Annotated in this window: 21 protein-coding genes; 10 read left to right on the top strand and 11 right to left on the bottom strand. The window is 69.5% G+C overall.

Translation table 11 applies throughout. From position 1 onward, the window contains the following. Positions 1–3 precede the first annotated feature (3 nt). The 3 genes from F4553_RS07625 to F4553_RS07615 form a co-directional block, all read right to left on the bottom strand. Entirely contained in the window at positions 4–687 is a 684-nt protein-coding gene (locus F4553_RS07625; protein ID WP_184833913.1) for a DivIVA domain-containing protein, read from the bottom strand. Between the two features lie 85 nt (positions 688–772). After that, entirely contained in the window at positions 773–1,207 is a 435-nt protein-coding gene (locus F4553_RS07620) for a methylglyoxal synthase (protein ID WP_281394996.1), read from the bottom strand. 605 nt (positions 1,208–1,812) lie between these two features. Further along, positions 1,813–2,037 (bottom strand): hypothetical protein, encoded by a 225-nt coding sequence (locus F4553_RS07615; protein WP_184833909.1) that lies wholly within the window; start codon positions 2,035–2,037, stop codon positions 1,813–1,815. 277 nt (positions 2,038–2,314) lie between these two features. Between F4553_RS07615 and F4553_RS07610 the strand changes: the two genes are divergently transcribed. Next, positions 2,315–4,549, top strand: a complete 2,235-nt coding sequence (locus F4553_RS07610; RefSeq protein ID WP_246466218.1) for an RICIN domain-containing protein — start codon at positions 2,315–2,317, stop codon at positions 4,547–4,549. Positions 4,550–4,592: 43 nt separating this feature from the next. On the opposite strand, the gene F4553_RS07605 is transcribed toward F4553_RS07610, so the two are convergent. Beyond that, a complete protein-coding gene (locus tag F4553_RS07605) occupies positions 4,593–5,399 on the bottom strand; it encodes a hypothetical protein (RefSeq protein ID WP_184833907.1) in 807 nt (268 codons plus the stop codon). A 112-nt stretch (positions 5,400–5,511) separates the two neighbouring features. Between F4553_RS07605 and F4553_RS07600 the strand changes: the two genes are divergently transcribed. The 4 genes from F4553_RS07600 (at position 5,512) to F4553_RS07585 (ending at position 8,626) form a co-directional block, all read left to right on the top strand. Continuing rightward, positions 5,512–5,919 carry a hypothetical protein gene (locus F4553_RS07600; protein WP_184833905.1) on the top strand — a complete coding sequence of 136 codons (408 nt, stop codon included), beginning with the start codon at positions 5,512–5,514 and terminating at the stop codon, positions 5,917–5,919. A gap of 9 nt (positions 5,920–5,928) precedes the next feature. Further along, positions 5,929–6,459, top strand: a complete 531-nt coding sequence (locus F4553_RS07595) for a HutD/Ves family protein (RefSeq protein WP_184833903.1) — start codon at positions 5,929–5,931, stop codon at positions 6,457–6,459. Between the two features lie 119 nt (positions 6,460–6,578). Then, on the top strand, positions 6,579–8,036 hold the full coding sequence (locus F4553_RS07590) for a hypothetical protein (RefSeq protein ID WP_184833901.1): 1,458 nt from the start codon (positions 6,579–6,581) through the stop codon (positions 8,034–8,036). After that, positions 8,033–8,626: a Pycsar system effector family protein gene (locus tag F4553_RS07585; RefSeq protein ID WP_184833899.1), complete on the top strand. Its 594-nt coding sequence runs from the start codon at positions 8,033–8,035 to the stop codon at positions 8,624–8,626. Before F4553_RS07590 ends, F4553_RS07585 begins: the two co-directional genes overlap by 4 nt. 184 nt (positions 8,627–8,810) lie before the next feature. Here F4553_RS07585 and F4553_RS07580 read toward each other — a convergent pair whose 3' ends face one another. After that, positions 8,811–9,143, bottom strand: coding sequence for a hypothetical protein (locus F4553_RS07580; protein ID WP_184833897.1), 333 nt, complete (start codon positions 9,141–9,143; stop codon positions 8,811–8,813). Between the two features lie 420 nt (positions 9,144–9,563). On the opposite strand from F4553_RS07580, the gene F4553_RS07575 reads away from it, so the two are divergent. Beyond that, positions 9,564–10,190 (top strand): hypothetical protein, encoded by a 627-nt coding sequence (locus F4553_RS07575; protein WP_184833895.1) that lies wholly within the window; start codon positions 9,564–9,566, stop codon positions 10,188–10,190. A 104-nt stretch (positions 10,191–10,294) separates the two neighbouring features. Here the strand turns inward: F4553_RS07575 and F4553_RS07570 are convergent, their stop codons facing one another. Next, positions 10,295–11,041: a phosphotransferase family protein gene (locus F4553_RS07570; RefSeq protein ID WP_184833893.1), complete on the bottom strand. Its 747-nt coding sequence runs from the start codon at positions 11,039–11,041 to the stop codon at positions 10,295–10,297. Between the two features lie 59 nt (positions 11,042–11,100). Further along, complete coding sequence (locus F4553_RS07565; RefSeq protein ID WP_184833891.1) at positions 11,101–11,544, bottom strand: MarR family winged helix-turn-helix transcriptional regulator; 444 nt, start codon at positions 11,542–11,544, stop codon at positions 11,101–11,103. Positions 11,545–11,658: 114 nt separating this feature from the next. On the opposite strand from F4553_RS07565, the gene F4553_RS07560 reads away from it, so the two are divergent. Then, on the top strand, positions 11,659–12,762 hold the full coding sequence (locus F4553_RS07560; protein WP_184833889.1) for an NAD(P)/FAD-dependent oxidoreductase: 1,104 nt from the start codon (positions 11,659–11,661) through the stop codon (positions 12,760–12,762). A gap of 215 nt (positions 12,763–12,977) precedes the next feature. Here the strand turns inward: F4553_RS07560 and F4553_RS07555 are convergent, their stop codons facing one another. Together F4553_RS07555 and F4553_RS07550 are read right to left on the bottom strand one after the other, a co-directional pair. Next, positions 12,978–13,514: a hypothetical protein gene (locus F4553_RS07555; RefSeq protein WP_184833887.1), complete on the bottom strand. Its 537-nt coding sequence runs from the start codon at positions 13,512–13,514 to the stop codon at positions 12,978–12,980. A 50-nt stretch (positions 13,515–13,564) separates the two neighbouring features. After that, entirely contained in the window at positions 13,565–14,041 is a 477-nt protein-coding gene (locus tag F4553_RS07550) for a GbsR/MarR family transcriptional regulator (RefSeq protein ID WP_184833885.1), read from the bottom strand. Between the two features lie 58 nt (positions 14,042–14,099). Between F4553_RS07550 and F4553_RS07545 the strand changes: the two genes are divergently transcribed. Together F4553_RS07545 and F4553_RS07540 are read left to right on the top strand one after the other, a co-directional pair. Then, the gene (locus tag F4553_RS07545; protein ID WP_184833883.1) at positions 14,100–14,993 is read left to right on the top strand and encodes an ABC transporter ATP-binding protein; all 894 of its coding nucleotides are present in this window, start codon (positions 14,100–14,102) and stop codon (positions 14,991–14,993) included. Then, positions 14,990–16,600: an ABC transporter permease gene (locus F4553_RS07540; RefSeq protein WP_184833881.1), complete on the top strand. Its 1,611-nt coding sequence runs from the start codon at positions 14,990–14,992 to the stop codon at positions 16,598–16,600. Before F4553_RS07545 ends, F4553_RS07540 begins: the two co-directional genes overlap by 4 nt. 50 nt (positions 16,601–16,650) lie before the next feature. Here F4553_RS07540 and F4553_RS07535 read toward each other — a convergent pair whose 3' ends face one another. Next, entirely contained in the window at positions 16,651–17,229 is a 579-nt protein-coding gene (locus F4553_RS07535) for a DUF3558 family protein (protein WP_184833879.1), read from the bottom strand. A gap of 173 nt (positions 17,230–17,402) precedes the next feature. Here F4553_RS07535 and F4553_RS07530 point away from each other — a divergent pair, with 173 nt between their 5' ends. Continuing rightward, positions 17,403–17,873 (top strand): TspO/MBR family protein, encoded by a 471-nt coding sequence (locus tag F4553_RS07530; protein WP_184833877.1) that lies wholly within the window; start codon positions 17,403–17,405, stop codon positions 17,871–17,873. A 142-nt stretch (positions 17,874–18,015) separates the two neighbouring features. Here F4553_RS07530 and F4553_RS07525 read toward each other — a convergent pair whose 3' ends face one another. Then, positions 18,016–18,372 carry a VOC family protein gene (locus tag F4553_RS07525; RefSeq protein ID WP_184833875.1) on the bottom strand — a complete coding sequence of 119 codons (357 nt, stop codon included), beginning with the start codon at positions 18,370–18,372 and terminating at the stop codon, positions 18,016–18,018. Positions 18,373–18,409 lie beyond the last annotated feature (37 nt).

Raw genomic sequence — 18,409 nt, 5'->3', positions numbered from 1 at the left:
CGCCTACGGCGCCGGTCGGGTTCCGGTCGGCGCCGTCGGCATTCCCTCGTGGGCATGCGGCGACGTGTTCGTGTTCCGTGACTTCAAGGGGCGGTCGGCGGCCCGTTTCCGGTTGCTGGACGTGCCGGCGGGCGCCGTTGTGGGCGTACCCCCGTTGATGGGGCCGTTGGCCTTGCGCGGCTCCACCTGGGGCGACCGGGCGCGGGCCTCGGCGAGGATCTGCTCCGCCTCGGCTTTCGCCTTCGCGACCAGCGTCGCAGCCTCGGCCTGGTGCTCGCGCCGGTGCGAGGCGGCGGCGAGCTCGGCGTCCATCCGGGCGGCCCGGCGGATCTCGTCCGCGTCGGCCGCTGCCTGCGCCAGCTGGTCCTCGGCGACCCGCCGCAGCGCTGCGGCCTCGTCCTCGGCGAGCCGTAGCATCTGCTGGATCCGGGCGCTCACCGAAGCGCCCATGGACCGCTCGACGAGCTCGCTGCGCAGGCGCTGCGCCTCGGCCCGCTCCGCGGCGAGGCTCCCCTCCAACGGCAGCAGCCGTTGCAGCCCGTCGTTGAGGACGTGGACCTCGTTGCGCAGGGCGTCGACGTAATCGTCGACCTGGGTGCGTTCGTACCCGAACATCACGGTCCGGAACAGCTCCGTTTCGTACCCGGACTGATCGGAAGGGGCCGGAGAGTCACGATCATGTGCCATACATGCGAGGGTAGTAAGCCCTCCGTGATCGTTGGGCGGATATCGCAGAAGATGCCCATATTCGTTCGCCCCCCTTGCTGGAACCCTACGCCGGCACCGGCGATGTCTCGCGCGATGACAGCTGGCTGGCGATCGCCGTCGCGGTGGTCGGGCCGCAGGCCACGTAGATGTCCCGCAGAGTGGCCAGCCGCAGCAGCGCGCGGACGTCGTCGCCGTGCGCGTGGGTCGTGAGCGGATCCCAGAAGAAGAACAGACCGTTGATGGCACCGCGCGCGATGTAGGCGCCGATCTGTTGATCTCCGCCCTGGGGGCCGCTGTGCAGCAGACGGATGGGCAGCCCGAGCCGCGCCCGCAGCAGCGTCCCGGTGGTCGCTGTGGCGTAGACCGGCCGGGACAGGAGGAATTCGAGGTGGGTCGCCGCCCACCCCATGAGTTCCTCCTTGCGCCGGTCGTGCGCGACCAAAGCGACTCCAGGCAGCTGATCGCTGCTGTCGCCTGCTACTTCGTGCGCCAAAATCATTGTGCTCCCATTCCTGCCGCCGAATTGTCGGTGCCGTCGCGTCGGCTGCGTGTGTGCCGGGCTCGGCGAAGGACGTCGATGTCGGGTGCCGACGTCGCCCTTGATCCCAGGCCTGGAGCTATCCGGGACGCCGACGGTGTGCTTCGGTGTCCGTGCCCTCGGGGTCCGCGACGATGTCGTCACCGGCTGTGCCGGGTGTGCAACGTCGGACGGGTGAAGGCCTTGCCCCGGTTCAGACGCCTGGCCTGGCATAGCCACAGTGACCAATAGGGCGCCGGCTTCGCAATGCTCCATTCCGCCCTGCGGAATAACGACCCTGTCGACGTCGAGCTTGCGCGGGAGCGTTCGTACCACGGTCAGGTGAAGCGGTGTCGATCTTCATCCCGTCGCTCTACGCCGACCGGCCGACCTGTGTCTGGGATCGTCCACGACCGGAATGCACACGGTCGATCCGCCTGATCGGGTCCCGGCCGTTGGCCGGGCCGTCGGCATCCACGCGCTTGATCGCGTTGGTTCTCGGAGATGGTCCCCTCTGTGGCGATTTGGGGACTGCTTGCCGGAAGCAACGCGATCAAGCGCGCCGGAGTGCGGCGGGGAAGGGTGGGTCAGTCCGCGACGGTGCGGGCGAAGAAGAGGTCCGGCAGTGGCTCTCCGCTGCTGATGGCACGGATCGTGTCGATCGTCGTGCGCGCGTGCTGGGCGATGCGGTCCAGCGGGGCGTTGCTGCCGATGGCGTCGCGGATGGCGGTCCGCCACATCCGGTCCGCATCGTTGCGGTCGGTGGCGGCCTCATCGAGCAGGCGCAGTGCGTGATCTTTTGCCAGGTACACGGTGTGGGTACTCCCTACCGTCCGGGGGATCGATCGAGCGGGGCGATGGGCCCGCTACTTCTTGGTACGACGAGGCGACGCTACACCTACTTTTCGGACTAATTCCATACCCATCAGGCCCTAGTGGGCCAAACGGATGATGCCGGTCTGCCTGATCGTCGACGGCGAATGGGACACCGCGCGCGACCAGGGATACCTTGCCGAGGTGTGCCAGAGTTCATGACTTACTTCGAGCCTTATATTGACGCCAACTGTAAAGAAGCATTATGTTTCGTCGATGAAAACCAGCGGTTTCCGGCGAAGGATCGTGCCGGCACTGGCCGTCGTAGCAATGACGCTCGCGGCCACGGCTTCCCTGACTCTGATCTCCACGTCCGACGCCACCGCCGCGGTGACCTCGGGCACCTGGTACACGGTGACCAACTTGAACAGCGGCAAGTGCGTCGACGCCCGCGCGGCCGCGAGCGCCAACGGCACCGCAGTCCAGCAGTACGCCTGCAACGCCAGCCCTGCCCAGGAGTGGCGTTTCCAGGCCACGAGCGGCGGCTACTTCCAGGTCGGCACCCGTCTCAACGCCGCGCAGGTCTGGGACGTCGCCAACGTCTCGACGGCCGACGGCGGCGTCATCCACCTGTGGACCTATGGTGGCGGCAACAATCAGCAATGGTTGCCGGTCGAGGAGTCGGGAGGGACCTACCATTTCGTCAGCCGTCTCAGCGGTAAGTGTCTCGACGTGCCCAGCGCGTCGACGGCCGACAGCGTGCAGCTCCAGCAGTGGGCGTGCAACGGCACCGCAGCGCAGTCGTTCAACCTCAACCCCGTCGGCGTCCAGCCGTCCCCGTCCCCGACCGTGAGCACGTCACCGCCGCCCGGCGGCACCGTGGACCTCGGTCCCAACGCGATCATCTTCGACCCGTCGATGTCGGCCTCGACCATCCAGAGCCGACTCAACCAGGTCTTCAGCGCGCAGGAGTCCAACCAGTTCGGCACCAACCGCTACGCGCTGCTCTTCAAGCCGGGCACCTACAACGTCGACGTGAACGTCGGCTTCTACACCCAGGTGCTGGGCCTCGGCCTCAACCCCGACAACGTCACCATCAACGGCGGCGTGCACGTCGAGGCGGACTGGTTCCAGGGCAACGCGACGCAGAACTTCTGGCGCGGCGCCGAGAACCTCTCGGTCACCCCGCCCTCGGGCACCGACAAGTGGGCCGTCTCCCAGGCCGCGCCCTACCGCCGGATGCACGTCCGCGGCAACCTGCAGCTCGACGACGGCGGCTGGTCCTCGGGCGGCCTGCTCGCCGACTCGAAGATCGACGGCCAGGTCCGGTCCGGTTCGCAGCAGCAGTGGCTCTCCCGCAACACCCAGTGGGGCAGCTGGACCGGTTCCAACTGGAACATGGTCTTCGTCGGCGCGCAGAACGCCCCGAGCAGCAGCTTCCCGAACCCGCCCTACACCACGGTCGCGCAGACGCCGACCGTGCGGGAGAAGCCCTTCCTCTACATCGACGGATCGGGCAACTACCAGGTCTTCGTCCCGGCGATCCGCACCAACTCCTCCGGCACCACCTGGGCGGGCGGCGCTGCAGCAGGCCAGTCGCTGCCGATCAGCCAGTTCTACATCGTCAAGCCCGGTGCGACCGCGGCCACCATCAACGCCGCGCTCGGCCAGGGCAAGGACCTGCTCTTCACGCCGGGTGTCTACCACCTCAACGACACGATCCGGGTCACCCGCGCCAACACCGTGGTGCTCGGGCTCGGTCTCGCGACGCTGATCCCCGACAACGGGATCACCGCGCTCACCGTCGCGGACGTCGACGGTGTCAAGGTCGGCGGACTGCTCATCGACGCGGGTCCCGTCAACTCGCCGATCCTGATGCAGGTCGGCCCGGCCGGCTCCACCGCCGACCACTCGGCCAACCCGACCTCGCTGCACGACATCTTCATCCGCGTCGGCGGTGCCGGTGTCGGCAAGGCGAGCCAGAGCCTCGTCGTCAACAGCAACAACGTGATCGGCGACCACATGTGGATCTGGCGCGCCGACCACGGCAGCGGTGTCGGCTGGACCACGAACACCGCCGCGAACGGCCTCATCGTCAACGGCAACAACGTCACCATGTACGGCCTGTTCGTCGAGCACTACCAGCAGTACCAGACGATCTGGAACGGCAACGGCGGGCGGACCTACTTCTACCAGAACGAGATCCCCTACGACCCGCCGAACCAGGCCGCCTTCATGAACGGCAGCACGCAGGGCTGGGCGGCGTACAAAGTGGGTGCCAACGTCACCACGCACGAGGCGTGGGGTCTGGGCAGCTACTGCTACTTCAGCTCCAACCCGTCGGTGGTGCTGGCGCACTCCTTCGAGGTGCCGGTCACGGCCGGGGTGAAGTTCCACAGCATGGTGACGGTCTCGCTCGGCGGCACCGGCACGATCAGCCATGTCATCAACAACACCGGCGGCCCGTCCAACTCGGGCACCAACGTCGCCAACCTCGTCAACTTCCCGTAGCTGACCCGAGTCCCGCCCCGGATGTGTCACCGGGGCGGGACCGTCAGCCCGCCGCAGCGGGTGCCGGCTCGGTGGCCGGCGCCCGCTCGGTCAGGACCGCGGCGAGCAGCGTCGCCAGCATCACCGCCCCGATCAGGACGAAGAGGCTGGTGAAGATGGAGAAGACGACGCCGACGGGGCCGTACTGCTCGGCCTGCTGGGTCAGCGATCGGGCGAGGTAGACGACCGTCCAGATCGCCACGAGCAGCCGGCCCAGCGCGACCAGCCCGGCCGCGACGGTGAGGCGGTTCCACGGAATCCGGCCGAGCGTGATCAGCCGCTGTGCGAGCAGTTCGACGCCGAACCAGACGGCGATCGCCCCGGCGAACAGGAGCAGCTTCGGCAGCGGCCGGGCGTCGCGGGCCTGGTCGCGCAGGACGGCGACGGCGGTGACCTCGATGAGCTGCATCGCCACCCAGACCAGGCCGCGCCACTGCTGCGGCAGGCGCAGCACCGGGACCTGCCAGATCGCGGCGTAGAGCCGGGTCGCCCGGCGGGACAGCGAGAAAGCGCCGTAGACCGTGATGAACAGGCCGATCAGGTAGAACCGGCTCTGGCCCCGGGGGAGCAGGACCCGCACGGCGTCGGCGGCGATCCCGTCGAGCCCCATCCGGTTGATGATCTCGGTGGCGACGACGGAGGTCTGCCCGGTCGGCTCGAAGGCGCCGCTGATCAGGAGGATCGCGGGGAGCAGGGCGACGAAGGCGGAGGCGGCGATCGTGAAGGAGCGGTCGATCAGCTCCAGTTCCTTCATCCGCACCGCGATCCGCTGGCCGAAGCGGATCAGCTCCGGCAGGCGCGGCGCGGTCATCGGGCGGCGAGCGGGCTTCCGTCGCGACACCCGCCCGGCCCGGTCGTGGTGATAGTCATGAGAAGTGCATAATACCCATTGTGTTGCAAAAGCCGCTAATCGGGCAAAATGGGTGATCGTGCTGGTCGGGCTCGCGGTGGGCCTGCTGGCCGGCGGTACGCTGCCGCAGTCGGCGGCGCAGGCGGCACCGGCGGGATCAGCCGACGACTCGGGATTCTCGATCACCTTCGTGGTGCGGGCCTGCGACAGCTACGCCGCGATCCTGGCGAACAAGGCGCGCAACAACATCCAGGAGTCGCTGCGCGACCTCGCCGCGCTCGCCGCCGGTGACAACTCCGCCGTCGCGATCACCAACGACTACACGCCGCCGGGTCCCGGCCCGCTGCCCGCGACGGGAACCCCAGGATGGCTCAGGCCCGCGATCGGGACCGGCATCGGCGCGGTGGTCCTCTGCGGGCTGTTACTGCTGGTCCTGCGTCGCTTCCGGGTCCGGCCGCAGCCGATCGACGAGCTGGGGTAAGACGGAGCGGTGACGCTGACCCGCCTGCCCGCCGCCGGACGCGCCGCCCAACCGTGGCGCAACGGCGGCGGGCTCACCCGCGAGATCGCCGCTGAACCTGGTCGATGGAGGTTGAGCCTCGCCGAGATCGAGCGGGCCGGGCCGTTCTCCGCGTTCCCGAACCGGCGGCGGGTGCTGACGGTCGTGCGTGGAGCCGGGATATCGCTGGTCGTGGACGGTGCGGCGACCACAGTCGGTCCGCTGGCGCCGTTCGCCTTCTCCGGCGACGCCGATGTCTCGTGCGGGCTGGTCGACGGGCCGGTCACCGCACTCAACGCGATCACCGCCGGGTCCGCGTCGGTCTCGGTCCGGAAACCCGCGGCCTCCGTCGAGCTCCCAGCCGCGGGCCTGCTCGCGATCGTCGTGATCCAGGGCATCATCCGGGTACGCGGACAGGCGCTCTCGCAGTGGGATGCGCTGCTCGCCCGCGACGAGGGACCCGTCCTGGCTGAGACGGTGGGCGTGGGAGCACCCGTACTCGTCGCGGTCGAGCTCTCCTGACCGGGCCACCGCGCCCACGGGGCGGACAGCACGACGTATCCTGAACCGCGGCAGCGATCAATCTCGATCAATAACGATGATGGTGATCGATGACGTGATTCGACGGGGAGGTCGAGCGGATGAGCAGCGGCGCAACGCCCCTGGCCCTGTTCGCCAGAAGCGTTCTGCGCAGCAGGATCCAGCTCGCCGTCCTCGCCACCTGCACCGTCGTCCCGGTCGTCGCCATCGCGGTCGCCTTCCCCGCGGAGGCGACCGACATCCTCCGAGAGCTCTACGCCCTGCTCGTCGCGTACGTGTTCGCCTTCGAGGTGGCCGGGCTGGTGGCGCTCGGCATCGTGACCCTCCTCAACGACCGACTGCATCGCGTCGACCGGCAGCTCAAGCGTGCTTCGGACAAGGATTACTGGACGGCGTCGGCGCTGCCGTTGGCGGTGATCTCGCTGACCGGCGTCCTCGCCGGGCTGCGGATCTATGAGACCGACGAGTTCCTCGGCCTCGTCACCATCATCAGCTCGGTCGGCGTCGTTTTCGCTGCCGCCTACGAACGTCTCAAGGCGCGCCGGCCGAAGGGGTGGCGCCGCCACCACTACCTTTCTCAGCTGTTCGGCACCTGGCTGGCCCTCTCGCCTCATGAATCCGATGTGCGCACGCAGCGGGAGATGATCCGGACGCTCGCCCGGGTCGAGAAGGCGAGCCTCCGGCTGGAGCGGATGACCCGGGCACGCTCGGTCTGGGCCGAGGTCGACCGGCGTTCACCATGGCTGATCGCCGCCTGCGTTGTGTTCGCCCTGATCGGGAGCGTGGGCATCATCACCGGGCTGGTAACCCATTACCCCTACGATCGGGCGACCGGCTCGTTCTGGCTGGCGACCGCCGTGCACCTGGTCTACGAAGCGCTCTTCCCCGTGGTCTTCCTCCTGTGGTCCAGGCTCGAACGTCGCGGGAGCGTCGACACGCTGCGGGATCTGAGCAGCCAGGCCGGCCGGCTCCTGCGCCGCCACGACATCGAACCTCGCAGCGAATCCGCCATCAGGATCGGGTTCAGTGTCGACGCCGAGGGCTACAGCAAGCGCCTCGTCCCGCAGATGGAGACCGCTCAGGACCGCATCGCCGCTCTGGTCGGGCTCGTCCTCGCCGATCTCGGACTGGGCCTGCACCACACCGATCACCAGAACACCGGCGACGGGATGAACGTGTTCCTGCCTCCGCACCTGGAGCCGAAGCGCGTGCTACCGCTCCTGCTCAACTCCTGGAAGACGCGGCTGACCCTGGACAACCGGCAGCCAGGCGACCGGCTGCGGCTGCGGGTCGCGGTCTCCATCGGACCCGTCAGCACCACCGAGTTGGGGTTCGGCGGAAGGACGATCATCGAGCAGAGCAGGATGCTCGACAGCCCCGCCCTGCGCCAGGCCCTGACCGATCATCCAGAAATCGATCTCGCCGTTTTGGTCTCCGCCGAGCTTTACAAGTGGGTCGTCGGCGAGGGCCACCCCGGTCTCGTACCGGCGCAATTCCGTCAGATCCGTGTGACAGCGAAGGAGTTCGACGCGATGGCCTGGCTGTGGGTGACCGCATGACCGCCGATCCGGATCTCTACGCCGAGCCGTCCATTCCGGGGCAACCGTTCCGGGATGCGGCGGTGCGTTCGAGCCTTCCCAACACCATGGACGCCTGGGAGGCGCTCAAGCTCGTTTCGGAGTGGGTGAAGCACGCCGAGACCAAGGCGGGCATCATCCTCGGTGCCTCGGGAGTTCTCGGCGGCGCCCTCTACACACTGGCCACGCTGCAGAGATCGCCCGGTCCGGCCTTCATCATCGCCCTCGCCGTCTGCGTTGCCCTGGTGCTCATCGCGGCGTTCAGCGCCAGCATGGCGTTGCGCCCGCGGCTGCGGTCCATGCAGAAGTCGGTCAACCTCCTGTACTACGCCCACATCGCCCAGGGCTTCCGAGGCCGGCCGGACCGGTACACCGAGGCTTTCACCACCCTGGTGGCCGACCCGTCGGCGCTCGCCACCGCCATCGCCTCGCAGATCTGGTCGATCTCCCAGGTCGCGCACCAGAAGTACCGCTGGAACAGCATCGGCATGGTCGCCCTGCTCGGAGCTCTCGCCGCGATCGCCGTGGCGGCGCTCGTCGCGGTCTCCAGCAACCTGGCGTGGCACCCCTGACGCTCGTCGGCCGCCAGGCCGGGTGCCTGCCCGCCCTCGTTGTGGCCCGGTCGGCGGTTGTCCAGGGCAGACCCGACCCTCGCCATCGACTGGGTCACCCCGAGGCGGCTGCGGAGTCCGAACCGTTGTCCTGCTTCGCTGAGCGGGCTTGAGTCCAGAGCACTCCAGCTGGGCATCTGTCAGGTCAGCGGGCGATGCGGATGCCGACCTTCTCCTCGCTGACGCTCTCCAGCGTGACCATCAGGCCCGCGACCTCGGTGCCCGCCTGGCCGACGGTGAGGGTGATCTGCTCGCCCGCGACCTCCAGCGTGACCGTGTCGTTCTGTGCGCTGATCAGCTTCGCCTCGATGCCGAGGACGGATGCCTTCGCCTCCACGCCGCGATCGAAGGTCACGGTGCAGGCGTCGAGGTCGCAGCTGGTGTCGCTGCCCTCGCCGCAGCCGGCGAGGAAGGCCACGCTGAGCATGGCGGCGGCGGAGAAACGGGTGAACCGGCGGGCGGTGGGGGTGCTCGTCATGCGCCCCACCGTACCGTCAGGAGCGTCGTATGGTCCTGCGGTGAAGGACGCGTGCTCCCGGCACCCCGTCCTGGACGCGGCGAATTTCCGCCTGCCCTTTTACGGCGGTCGTGCTGGTCCCGGCTGCCTGCCGAAGCTGCTCGACACGATCCAGGTGGCGGTGGACGCGGCTGCCCGGTCCGGGACGATATCAGCGCTATGCCGGGGTTCGAGTTGTTAAGCGATGAATTACGCCGCCGGTGGCCGCATCCTGCCCGCCGCGCAGGATGTCTACCCTGCCTACCGTCAGTGATGCGCAAGTGCCGAACGGTGGTGAAACGCTTGCGGTCAGCCATCATCGATCATGCAAACAGCTGGATGTCCAAATTCCGGCAACGGCCGTAGGGTGGGGATACAGATCGGATTCGCCGAGGGGGGACCGTGCGGAGTCGGCGCGTCAGCCTGCTGGACATCGGCCTCGATTCGAGCTTCGACGCTGCGATGGCCTTCGTCCAGGCGACGATTCAGAGCATCAACGTGCACTATGGCGCCTCGGCCGTCGACATCGACTTCGTGCGGTCGCGGGATCCCGATACCGTGCTCACGGCCTTCACCGCCTCCTGCGACGTCCTGCACGTGATGGCACACGGCGATCATGAGATCGCGCCTACCTTCAGCAGCACCGACGGGCGTACCAGCATCTCTCTGGACCAGCTCGGTGCGCGCGCCGCTGATCAAGGGCGTGGAATCTCGGCCGCCGCGATCCTGGCCGACGGCTGCCGGACCGGCACCGGGGCCTGGCAGAAGGCCGTTCGCGACTGCCTCCAGGACGACGTCACCTACATCGGCACCTCGTCCATGATCGGCTGGCACGAGAGCACGGTGTTCTGCTCGGCCTTCTACGGAGCGCTGCTGCGCAACAAGGGCAAGGGTTCCACCGCCGCCGAGCAGGCACAGAACGCGGCGGAACGCGCGCAGACAGCTTACGTGACGCTGACCGACCGGCCGTGCCCGTTCAAGGTGGTCACGCTGAGCCCCAGTCGCCGAGCGGTCGCCGCGTTCGCCTGAGAGCGCCCGTCAATGGGCGCCTGGCGGCGTTGCTCGTCGCCTTGGGTGCAAAGAGCGCACACGGCGGCGCCGTGCGCCTTGCCAGCCACCCATTGACGGTCGCTCTACAGCTCCTGCATCCGGGCTCTGAGCACGTCGAATTCGCATCCCGGCGCGTCCGGATCGAAGCCGTGCTCGATCAGCCAGTGCGACGCCACCAGGCTGCGCAGCGACCACCAGGCGCGGATCACGTCCCGGTCCGTGTCGGCGCCGTAGCCGGCGAGCAGGTCGTCCAGGCGTTCCTCGTGCCCGAGCGTCAAGGTGGCGAGGTCGAACATGGCGTCGCCGGGGGCCGCCTCGGACCAGTCGATGACGCCGGTGACCTCGTCGCCGTCGACGAACACGTGGGTGATCTGCAGGTCGCCGTGGATGAACGCCGGTGTCCACGGCCGGAGCGCCGCCTCGGCGATCTCGCGGTTGTGCCGGATCACCTCGGCGGGCAGCACGGCGTTGGCGAGCAGCCACGCGCACTCGCGGTCGAGCTCCGCCGCCACGTCTTCGAGCCGGCGCCCCGGCCACGGCGGCAACGGCGCGTCGTGCAGCCGCCGGATCGCGGCACCCGCCGCAGCCCACGCCGCCGACGACGCGGTCGACGGCTCGCCGAGCAGGCCGAGCGCCTTGCCCGGCACGGCGGCGATCGCGAGCACGGGCGGCTCGCGCCAGAGGATCGCCGGGGTGGGTACCGGCACGATGGCCATCGCCCGCACCTCGATGTCGGCGTGTGCCGGATCGCCGTCGACCTTCAGGAACACGTCGCCGACGCGCAGCGTCGCGCGCTGGCGGTGGGCGACGACGACTTCAACCTCTTCCATACGGCCATCCTGGCGGGGGACGGCCGTCGATGTCGCCGGATTTACGAGTGGCGGGCCGCCTAGTCGGCGGCGCAGGCCGACTCGTCGAAGCGGGTCCGCACTCGGATCAGCAGGGCGTGGAGCTGGGCGGTCTCGGTGTCGTCGAGGTCACCGAACGCCTCCCGCTCGACCTCGTCGATCGCCTCCGCCGCGGCGCGAGCGCGCTTCACTCCGTCGGCGGTGATCTCCACGATGTGCCGTCGCCGGTCGGCGGGGTCGCGGCGGCGCTCGACGAGCCCGTCACGCTCCAGGTCGTTGAGGGTCGCCACCACCGCGCTGGCGTCGAGTGCGAGCGTCTCGATCAGCGCCTGCTGGCTGGTGGCCCCGGCCTGGGCGAGGTGCATCAGCAGGTTGCCGTGGCGCAGCCCGAATCCGCAGGACTCCAGCGCCTGGCGCAGTCGCAGGCTCATGATCCGGCCATGCCTGGCCAGCAGGACTCCCAGCCGGTCGGCGCTCGCTGTCATGCCATGAAGGTATCAGATCATAGATCGTCTAGGCACGTCAATCGTTGATAGTCACCAACGATCTGCTATCGTGCAATGTCCAGGGCAGGGATCGACAGCGGAGGAAGTCCGGATATGCAGACGTCAAGCCAGCGGCCCACGGTCGCGATCATCGGCGGCGGTTACGGCGGCATCAACGCGGCCAAGGCTCTCGACGAGCACGCGGAGGTGGTGCTGATCGACCCGAGCGACGCGTTCCAGCACAGTGTCGCGGCGCTGCGGGCCCTCGTCGACCCGGCGGTGCTGCCGAGGACGTTCCTGCCCTATGACCGGCTGCTCGCGCACGGCACGGTGCTGCGGGACCGCGCCGTCGAGGTCGACTCCGAGCGGGTCGTCCTCGCGTCCGGGCAGGTCCTGACACCGGACTTCGTCATCCTGGCCACCGGGTCGGCGTACCCCTTCCCGGGCAAGGCCGACCGGGACGGCCGGGAGGCGGCGATCGAGCGCTACCGGGCCGTCTATGGCGATCTTGATCGGGCGGAGCGGGTACTGCTGGTCGGGGCCGGTGCGGTCGGGTTGGAGCTGGCGGGGGAGATCGCGTCGTTCTGGCCGGACAAGCAGGTCACGCTGCTCGACCTGGCCGAGGAGATCCTGCCCGGCCCGTTCGACCCCGAGCTGCGGGTGGAGTTGCGCCGCCAGCTCGACGCGCTGGGCGTGCGGCTGCTGCTCGGCAGCCCGCTCACCAAGCTGCCCAGCCCGGCCCCCGGGACGCTCGCCGCGTTCACGGTCGAGACCGACGCGGGGACCGAGATCGAGGCGGATCTCTGGCTGCCGTGCTTCGGCGGCGTTCCGGCCACCGGCTACCTGCGCGGTGACCTGGTGGGGGCGCGCAACGCCGACGGCTACCTCGCCGTCACCGCTGAGCTGCACCTGCCGGGGCACGAGCGCATCTATGCGATCGGTGACATCTCGGCCGCCGACGCCGACAAGGCCTCCGCGGCCGGGCGGCAGGCCGAGGTCGTCGTCGCCAACATCAAGGCGCAGCTCGCGGGCGACGCCGAGCGCAAGACCTACGCGGCCGGTCCGGCCTCGATCATCCTTCCGCTCGGCCCGACCGGGGGCGCGGGCCAGTTCCCGGGCCGCGAGGGCGTCCTCACCGCCGAGTTCGTCTCGGAGCTGAAGGGCAAGGACATGATGATCGGCCGGTACGCCGCCATCATGAACGCCGACCAGCACTGACCCCCGTCAACGTTGTGCAGCACAACGAGGCCACGCTGGGAGATCAGGTTCACGGCGGTGATCTTACGATCATGATCGACGGGCGGGAGCCCCATGAACGGGCGGGAGCCCCATGAACGGGTGGGCGGCCCGGCCAGGTCAGTCGGGGCGGGCGCGCCGATCGGTCTGGCCGTGGAGCCCCGCCGCGGGCGGTGGGCGAGGCTCCACGGGGACCGTTACGGGTGTGCCTCGATGGTGACGGCGACGGTGTCCGCGCGGGAGGTGGAGCTCGCGGCCCGGGGCGTGAAGTAGGCGAGGCCGGAGCCCGAGCAGGGCAGGGTCAGCGCCGTCGGGATGGCGAGCCGCGTGTCATAGGCGGCCAACGAGCCGACGGTGTAGACGTTGCCGCTGGTCGAGTTGCTGAACCGCAGCGTGACCACGAGCGAGGTCGCGGCGGCACCGGTGTAGCCGATGTCCAGGGTCGGCGTGGTGGGCGCGAGGCTCGCGTAGACGTACTGGTTGGGCAGCGGGTGCCCGGTCGCCGTCGGGGAGGTGCTGGGGCAGGCGACCCGGATCGGGGAGCTGGCGTAGGAGCCGTTGACGTTGCCGGCGAAATACTGATTGGGGCCGACGGGGGTGGCGGCGGCGGCCGGGGCGGCGGCGATCAGCGAGACGGAGATCGCGCAGAACGCGGGCAGGGCGAGGCGGGCAACCGTGCTGAGCAGGCGGGACATGATCACCTCGGTGGGGGAGGTAGGGACAGGCTGTCGCATCGATGTTCATGCATTAATGAATCGATGTCAACCGATCTGATGTGCCGCGCCTACCGCTTGCGCCGGGCCCACTCGTCGAGCAGCGCGGGCATCGACTCCTGCACGAAGAGGTAGAAGTCGCGCATCCCGGCGAGGCGGGTCCCGGCCACCGTCTCCGGCCCGCCGGCGGCGATCACGCCCTGGTCGGCGGCGTCGGAGAGGGTCTTGAGCAGGGTCATCTTGGCGATGGTCACCTCGTACCACGAGTCGTCGACCATGCGGTAGCGGTCGCGGCGGGACCCCGGCACCGGCTCGCGGGCCACCATGTTGATCTGGATGAGGTAACGCACCGCACCGGAGATCGCCGCCGGGCTCACCTCCAGCCGCTCGGCGAGCTCGCCGGCGGTGAGGGAGCGCTCGTCCGCCCCCATCAGGGCGAAGAGGAGCCGGGCCGCCATCCGGGGCATGCCCCAGTCGGCGAGCGTGCGGGACATCTCCTCGACGAACTGGCGCATCGCGGCCTCGTCGCGCCGTGGTGCCTGGGCCATCTGACTCCCGTCAAGATCTATTTTCACAAAGTTGTGAAACAAGTGTAGCGTCTGAAGCATGGAAAATGCCATTTCAGTGTCAGGCCTGGTCAAGAGCTTCGGCCAGACCAGGGCCCTCGACGGACTGGACCTGACCGTCGCACAGGGCGAGGTGCACGGCTTCCTCGGCCCCAACGGAGCCGGCAAGACCACCACGATCCGGGTCCTGCTGGGCATGCTGCGCGCCGATGCCGGCACGGTCGCCCTGCTCGGCGGCGACCCCTGGCGCGACAGCGTCACGCTGCACCGACGCCTCGCCTACGTCCCCGGCGACGTCACCCTCTGGCCCAACCTCTCCGGCGGCGAGGTGATCGACCTGCTCGGCCGGCTGCGCGGCGGGCTCAACCCCCAGCGCCGCAAGGACCTGCTCGAACGATTCGACCTCGACCCGCGCAAGAAGGGCCGGGCCTACTCCAAGGGCAACCGCCAGAAGGTCGGGCTCATCGCCGCGCTCGCCTCCGATGTGGACCTGCTCCTGCTCGACGAGCCCACCTCCGGTCTCGACCCGCTCATGGAGGAGGTCTTCCGGCAGGTCATCGGCGAGGAGGCGGCCCAGGGGCGCACGGTGCTGCTCTCCAGCCACATCCTCGCCGAGGTCGAGGCGCTCTGCGACCGGGTCAGCATCATCCGGCAGGGCCGGACCGTCGAGACCGGCACGCTCGCCGATCTGCGCCACCTCACGCGTACGTCGATCACCGCCGAACTCGCCGCCGCGCCGACCGGGCTCGACGGCCTCGCCGGGGTGCACGACCTGGTCGTCGACGGCACCCGGGTGCGGCTGCAGGTCGACACCGCCGACATCGACGCGGTGCTGCGGCAGCTCACCTCCATCGGGGTACGCAGTCTCACGAGCCAGCCGCCCACGCTGGAGGAGCTCTTCCTGCGGCACTACGAGACGGCGGCGGCCCGATGACCACGCTCGCCGGGACCGGCTCGCTGGTCCGCCTCATCCTGCGCCGGGACCGGGTCCTGATGCCGATCTGGGTGCTGCTCATGTCGCTGCTGCCGCTGGGGCTCGCCTCGGGCACGGCGAAGCTCTACCACACCGACGCCGAACGCCAGGGCTACATCGACGACCTCCGCCAGAGCTCGCTGCTCGCGATGTTCTACGGCCGCACGCCCGGTCCCAGCCTGGGCGCGCTGATCTACTGGCGGGCCGGGACCGGCATCATCATCATGGCGCTGATCGGGCTGCTCATGGTCATCCGGCACACCCGGGTGGAGGAGGAGGCCGGGCGCCGCGAGCTCGTCGGCTCGACCGTCGTCGGACGGCACGCCGGCCTCGCCGCGGCACTGGTCGCCGTCTCGGGAGCGAGCCTCGTCGTCGGTCTGCTGGTGGCGCTCGGGATGATGAGCCAGGACACCCCGGTGAGCGGCTCGCTCGCGATGGGGCTCGCCTGGGCCGCGTCCGGCATCGTCTTCGCCGGGGTCGGCGCGATCACCGCGCAGCTCAGCGAGGGTGCGGGACCGGCTCGGGGGATCGGTGTCGTGGCGCTCGCGGTCGCCTTCGTGCTGCGGGCCGCCGGTGACATCTCCGCCGAGCAGGGCGGCGGGCTGTCCTGGCTCACCTGGACGTCGCCGCTGGGCTGGATCTATGAAGTGCAGGCGTACGGGGCCAACCGGTGGTGGGTCTTCGGGCTGCTCGCGGCGTTCGTCGCGGTGCTGGTGGCGGTCGCCTTCGGCCTGTCGGCCCGTCGAGACATCGGTGCGGGGGTGCTGGCACCACGGCTGGGGCCCGCGCAGGCAGGTGCGGGTCTGCGTACCCCCGTGGCTCTTGCCTGGCGGTTGCAGCGCGGCGCGCTCTATGCCTGGACCACCGGCTTCGTCGCGTTCGGACTGCTCGTCGGCGGCATCGCCGAGAGCGCGGGCGACCTGCTGGGGGACAACGCGCAGCTCACCGAGGTGATGCAGCGGATGGGCGGCACGTCGGCGCTCAGCGACGTGTTCCTCGCCGGGTGCATGGGGATCGCCGGGACGATCATCGCGGCCTACGCGATCTCGGCGGCGCTGCGGCTGCGCACCGAGGAGGCCGCCCTGCGCAGCGAGCCGCTGCTCGCCACCCGGGTGAGCCGGCTGGGCTGGGCCGGGAGCCACCTCGTCTTCGCGCTGCTCGGGCCGGTCGTCGCGATGGCGGCGATGGGGCTCGCGGCCGGGCTGACCTACGGCGCGACGACCGGCGACATCGGACACGAGCTGCCGCGCAGCCTGGCGGGTGCGCTCGTGCAGCTCCCCGCGGTCTGGCTGCTCGCCGGGCTCGCCGTGGCGGCCCTCGGCTTCCTGCCCCGGCTCGCGCCCGCCGTCGCCTGGGTGGGCCTCGGGATCTGCCTCCTGCTGGGGCAGCTCGGGGCGGCGCTGCAGCTCGGCCAGGCCCTGCTGGACCTCTCGCCCTTCACCCACGTGCCGCACATCCCGGGCGGCACGATCGCCGCGCTGCCGCTGGTGGTGCTCAGCGTGATCGCCGCCGGGCTGATCGGAGCGGGCCTGGCGGGTCTGCGCCGCCGCGACATGCCGGTCACCTGACCTGCGTCCCGCCCTGCTCCGCAGCCGCGGACCAGGGCGGGCGCGGCAGGTCAGACCTTGGATGCGACGAGCTTCGTCGCCTCGGTGACGAACTTCGTGACCTGGTCCTTCGTGGCGTTGCCGAGCTGGATCACGGTGACCATGATGAGCTGGCCCTTGATCTCCAGGCCGGCCTGGGCCTGGAAGGAGTTCTTGCCCAGCGCCTTGCCCTTGCCGACCACGATGTAGGCCGCGTCGCCGACGCCGCTCAGCGCGACCGGCTCGCCCGCGATCGTGCCGGTGCTGCCCTGCTTGGCGCTCTCGATGCCGCCGCCCGCATTCGTCTCGCCCTCGTCGATGCTGATCGTCGTCGCGCGCGGGTCGTCGGCGGGGTCGTAGGAGCAGCCGCCACCGGGGACCTCCTTCATCACCACGGTGAAGCCGACGATGGCGCCGATCTCAGCGGCGGTGATCTTCTTGCACGGGTCGAACGCCTCACCGGCGGCGGGCGCGTCGCCACCGGTCGTGGCGGTGGCGGTGGAATTGGGGCTGCTGGCCGCAGGCGTCGCGTCATCGCCGCAGGCGGAGAGCATCGACAGTGCGAGTCCGGCGGTGACGGTCAGCACAAGGGCATGGCGAAGCGGTCGCACGGGAGGGCCTCCAGAGGCACCGGGGGATGCCTAAAGGATCACTCCAGGCAGGGGAATTCCCGAAGTTTAATGGTCAACTTGTCACGGGAACATCAAGAACAACTGACGGAACATTGACTCCCACCTGCACCGAAGTGAGGTTTGACGGAGGCCGCGCCGGGAAAGATGACCATATGACGAACCGTTCTCAGCACTGGCCGGCGCTGGCCGGATTCGGACTCGCCGTCCTCGCCACCGCGGTCATCGGGGGCATCGCGGCAGCCGACGCCTCCGCCGAGTACGGGCAGCTCGCCCAGCCGTCCTGGGCGCCGCCGTCGTGGCTCTTCGGTCCGGTGTGGACGGTCCTCTACATCATGATCGCGGTCTCCGGCTGGCTCGTCTGGCGCAAGGTCGGCTTCGGGACGGCGATCGTCGTCTACGGCGTGCAGCTGGTGCTCAACGCGATCTGGACGCCGCTCTTCTTCGGCGGCAACCACTACGGGCTCGCGTTCGCCGAGATCGTGGTGATGTGGCTCGCGATCGGTGCGACGGTGGCGCTCTTCTGGCGGGTCTCCCGACCCGCGGCCTACCTGCTGCTGCCCTACTGGGCTTGGGTGACCTTCGCGTCGGCGCTCAATTTCAGCATCTGGCAGCTGAACTCTTAGGACCGACTCTTCAAGAGTCGGCCCTAAGGACCGGTGGACCGCGCGGGTCACGTTTTACAGCAGATCGTGGCCTCGCGCAGCGAGATGGCCACGCTCTGCTGCAAAACGTGACCCAGCGGCGAGCGTGACCCGGGGTGGGGCTTCAGCGGGTTTTGCCGTGGGCGCGGGGGTGGCGGGGCTGGTAGAGGCCGAGTTCGCTGCCGCCGGGCAGGGTGAGGAACGTGACGAGCCCCCAGCCCTGGTCGCTGATCGGGCGGCTGAACCGGGCGCCCCGGGCGGTCAGCTCGGCGACCGTGGTGACCACGTCGTCGCACATCAGGTAGAGCTCGTGCATCGCCGGGCGCTCGGTCGGGTGGACCGCGAGCTCGGCCGGCGGGAGCTGGAAGATCAACCACCCCTGCCCGGCCTCGACGTAGGGGGCTCCGAGAACGTCGCGCAGGAAGGCCCGATCCGCCTCCGCGTCCTGGCTGTAGAGGATGATGTGCGCCCCGTTGATCACCTGTCGAGCGTATCCGTTTTGCCACCGGATGTAGCGA

Origin of the sequence: Allocatelliglobosispora scoriae, assembly GCF_014204945.1 — a bacterium.
In the GTDB taxonomy this organism is placed as follows: domain Bacteria; phylum Actinomycetota; class Actinomycetes; order Mycobacteriales; family Micromonosporaceae; genus Allocatelliglobosispora; species Allocatelliglobosispora scoriae.
The sequence above is the reverse complement of the archived record's forward strand: the minus strand, read 5'-3'. Positions and strand labels throughout refer to the sequence as shown.

Coding starts and splice junctions, on each gene's coding strand:
- F4553_RS07610 (WP_246466218.1), top strand. CDS start 2,315: ATGAAAACCAGCGGTTTCCGGCGAAGGATCGTGCCGGCACTGGCCGTC.
- F4553_RS07605 (WP_184833907.1), bottom strand. CDS start 5,399: ATGACCGCGCCGCGCCTGCCGGAGCTGATCCGCTTCGGCCAGCGGATC.
- F4553_RS07620 (WP_281394996.1), bottom strand. CDS start 1,207: ATGATTTTGGCGCACGAAGTAGCAGGCGACAGCAGCGATCAGCTGCCT.
- F4553_RS07545 (WP_184833883.1), top strand. CDS start 14,100: ATGGAAAATGCCATTTCAGTGTCAGGCCTGGTCAAGAGCTTCGGCCAG.
- F4553_RS07570 (WP_184833893.1), bottom strand. CDS start 11,041: ATGGAAGAGGTTGAAGTCGTCGTCGCCCACCGCCAGCGCGCGACGCTG.
- F4553_RS07590 (WP_184833901.1), top strand. CDS start 6,579: ATGAGCAGCGGCGCAACGCCCCTGGCCCTGTTCGCCAGAAGCGTTCTG.
- F4553_RS07580 (WP_184833897.1), bottom strand. CDS start 9,143: ATGACGAGCACCCCCACCGCCCGCCGGTTCACCCGTTTCTCCGCCGCC.
- F4553_RS07550 (WP_184833885.1), bottom strand. CDS start 14,041: ATGGCCCAGGCACCACGGCGCGACGAGGCCGCGATGCGCCAGTTCGTC.
- F4553_RS07560 (WP_184833889.1), top strand. CDS start 11,659: ATGCAGACGTCAAGCCAGCGGCCCACGGTCGCGATCATCGGCGGCGGT.
- F4553_RS07585 (WP_184833899.1), top strand. CDS start 8,033: ATGACCGCCGATCCGGATCTCTACGCCGAGCCGTCCATTCCGGGGCAA.
- F4553_RS07540 (WP_184833881.1), top strand. CDS start 14,990: ATGACCACGCTCGCCGGGACCGGCTCGCTGGTCCGCCTCATCCTGCGC.
- F4553_RS07530 (WP_184833877.1), top strand. CDS start 17,403: ATGACGAACCGTTCTCAGCACTGGCCGGCGCTGGCCGGATTCGGACTC.
- F4553_RS07625 (WP_184833913.1), bottom strand. CDS start 687: ATGGCACATGATCGTGACTCTCCGGCCCCTTCCGATCAGTCCGGGTAC.
- F4553_RS07555 (WP_184833887.1), bottom strand. CDS start 13,514: ATGCGACAGCCTGTCCCTACCTCCCCCACCGAGGTGATCATGTCCCGC.
- F4553_RS07565 (WP_184833891.1), bottom strand. CDS start 11,544: ATGACAGCGAGCGCCGACCGGCTGGGAGTCCTGCTGGCCAGGCATGGC.